Raw genomic sequence first — 2609 nt, forward strand, 5'->3', positions numbered from 1 at the left:
GCGCCAGGCCAGCACCGGGCGGCGGCGCAAAGGCCGCCGAAACCATGCTGCAGCCGAGCACGCAGCATGCCGGAAGATGGGACGGCTGCTGGTTGCCGCCGGGAATCTGGGCTGCGCCCTCATGGGTGCAGATGACGTTGCCAAAGGCGTCGAGCTGCGATGCATTGGGACCGGTGCCGAAGGCGAATGCTCCGAGCGTGGACTGGAGCAACAGCAGATAGGCCGCGACCAGCGCGACCGGCATGCTCCACCGTCTCCTCGATACGCTCAAAGCCCTGCCTCTTCGCAGCAATGCGACATTCCTAGCACGGGGCTGGCGGGTGGAAAATCGCCAAATCGCCGCGGCGCCAACGCGGCATATCAATGCATGTCGCCCAAAAGTGTGCGGCGATTTTGGGACAACGACATGCATGAAACAAGACTCTGAGCCTCAGCGCGGCTCAGGATTTTTGTAGCGACCGGCTCTCCGGGATCGAGGTCAGCAATGTCTGGCGCGCCGACTTCAGATGCTTGCGGCAGGCGGCGTCGACCTTGCCGAGGTCGCGCGATTTCAGCGCCTCGATATAGACCAGATGCTCGCCGATCGCGACTTCGTTGCGTTCGCGTTCCTGCGCCTTGTTCCACTGGTAGTGGTAGTGGAAGATCATGGCGATGACATCGTAGAAATCGACGATGAAGCGGTTGCGCGACGCCCGGTGGATGAGCCGGTGGAAGCGCTCGTCGAGTTCGGAGAACTCGGTGAAGCGGGTGGCGATGTCGTTTGCCAACTGGCGATGCTCATCCTCAAGGCGATCTAGATCGGCCCACACCGCGCTGTCCTGCGGTAAAGCGGCGAAGGCGGCCGCCGAGCGCAGTTCGAACATTTCGCGGATTTCGGTCAGCTCCAGCGCGAAGGCGCGGGTAAAGCCCTTCAGCACCCAATGGCTGTTGCGGCGCTTCTCGATCAGGCCGAAGCGGGAGAAGCGGATCAGGAACTCGCGCACGCTGGTGGTGCCGACGCCGATCTCACGCGCCAGTTCGAGTTCGTTGATCTGCATGCCGGCCTCGGCGCCGCCGGCGAGCAGCCTGCGCATGAACGACCGTTCGATGATCTCGGCCAGCGTGTCGGTCTCTTCTTCGGGGAAAAAATCGTCCGGACGCGCTTCGCGCAGCACCGTCTTGGCGCGCTTGTCCCAGGCGATCAGCCCTGTCTCTTCCATGCGCGCAAGAATGGTGCGGACGGTCGTACGGCTGACGCCAAGCAAGGTGCCCAGTTCCGGCTCCGAAGGCAGGCTGCGCGTTTCGTCGAGCAGCCGCAGGCAGCGGTTGTAGGCATCCTTGTAGACGTTGTTGCTCTTCGACATCCCTGACCCGTTGCACGCCGTCGCTTGCGGCGGCCGGTTTGAAGCGCAATATGACGTTCCCATGGCCCTGAGAAGCGAAATTGCTTCCCGGAACAACCCAGACATGCGGAACTCCCCACGAAAAAACAATTGACGCAAAACTGTTTTTTCACGATAAAAGACATTATCTCTAAACAGACGCGTGTCAATCCGTCCGCGCAACCCAGGATCACCCAGGAAACCGCCCGTGAACGCCTCCAACTGCATTCTCCTGTCCCCTGCCGACAATGTCGCCGTCGCCAACGGCCGCATCGAGATCGGCACCGCGCTGCCGGGCGGTGCCGTCGCCAGTGCGCTGATCGAGCCCGGCCACAAGGTGGCGATCAAGCCGATCGCCGCCGGCGAGGCCGTGGTGAAATACGCCCAAGCGATCGGTCGAGCGACACAGGATATTGCAGCGGGCGAGCACGTTCATTCGCACAATCTGGTTTTCGAATCAGGCCGCTTGCCGGTCGTGCCGCCGAGCGAGGCCGAGCACGCGACGGAGGCCGATCGCGCCCGCACCTTCATGGGCTATCGCCGCGCCGATGGCCGCGCCGGCACGCGCAACTTCATCGGCATCGTCGCCAGCGTCAATTGCTCGGCCACCGTCTGCCATTCCATCGCCGACACCGCCAACCGCACCCTTTTGCCTAACTATCCCGGCATCGACGGTTTCGTGCCGATCGTGCACGGCCAGGGCTGCGGCATGAGCGGCACCGGCGACGGCATGATGGTGCTGCACCGTACGCTCGCCGGCTACGCCCGCCACCCGAATTTCGGCGGCGTGCTGATGGTCGGCCTCGGCTGCGAAGTCAACCAGCTCACCCTATACGGCCAGAAGGGCGTCGCTGCCGGCAAACGCCATTTCAACATCCAGGACGCCGGCGGATCGCGCAAATCGGTGGAAAAGGCGATGGGCGTGCTGGCCGAGATCGCCGAGGAAGTCGGCCAGCTGAAGCGTGAGCCGATCCCGGTCAGCGAGATCGTCGTCGGCCTGCAATGCGGCGGCTCCGACGGCATGTCGGGCATCACGGCCAATCCGGCGCTGGGCGCGGCCGTCGACATTCTGGCCGGCGTCGGCGGCATCGGCATCCTCTCCGAGACCACGGAGATCTACGGCGCCGAGCATCTGCTTGCCTACCGCGCGGCAACGCCGGAGATCGCGCAGAAGCTCGACGGCTTCGTGAAATGGTGGGAGGACCACGTCGCCAAGCATGGCGCCTCGATCGACAACAACCCCTCGCC

The 2609-nt window shown here is 63.9% G+C and carries 3 protein-coding genes; 1 reads left to right on the forward strand and 2 read right to left on the reverse strand.

Annotated features, from left to right (window positions below):
- Together EN750_RS28450 and EN750_RS28455 are read right to left on the reverse strand one after the other, a co-directional pair.
- Window positions 1-244: hypothetical protein (locus tag EN750_RS28450; protein WP_127398731.1), on the reverse strand; the 244-nt coding region annotated here is incomplete at its 3' end.
- Window positions 245-440: 196 nt separating this feature from the next.
- On the reverse strand, window positions 441-1343 hold the full coding sequence (locus EN750_RS28455) for a GntR family transcriptional regulator (protein WP_127398733.1): 903 nt from the start codon (window positions 1341-1343) through the stop codon (window positions 441-443).
- Window positions 1344-1569: 226 nt separating this feature from the next.
- Here EN750_RS28455 and EN750_RS28460 point away from each other — a divergent pair.
- Window positions 1570-2609 (forward strand): UxaA family hydrolase (locus EN750_RS28460; RefSeq protein ID WP_127398735.1); only part of this gene is annotated, 1040 nt, incomplete at its 3' end.

The organism is Mesorhizobium sp. M7A.F.Ca.ET.027.03.2.1, assembly GCF_003999175.1.
Lineage (GTDB): Bacteria > Pseudomonadota > Alphaproteobacteria > Rhizobiales > Rhizobiaceae > Mesorhizobium.

Excerpts from the sequence above, each read along its gene's own strand:
- EN750_RS28455 (WP_127398733.1), bottom strand. The coding sequence starts at position 1,343 with ATGTCGAAGAGCAACAACGTCTACAAGGATGCCTACAACCGCTGCCTG.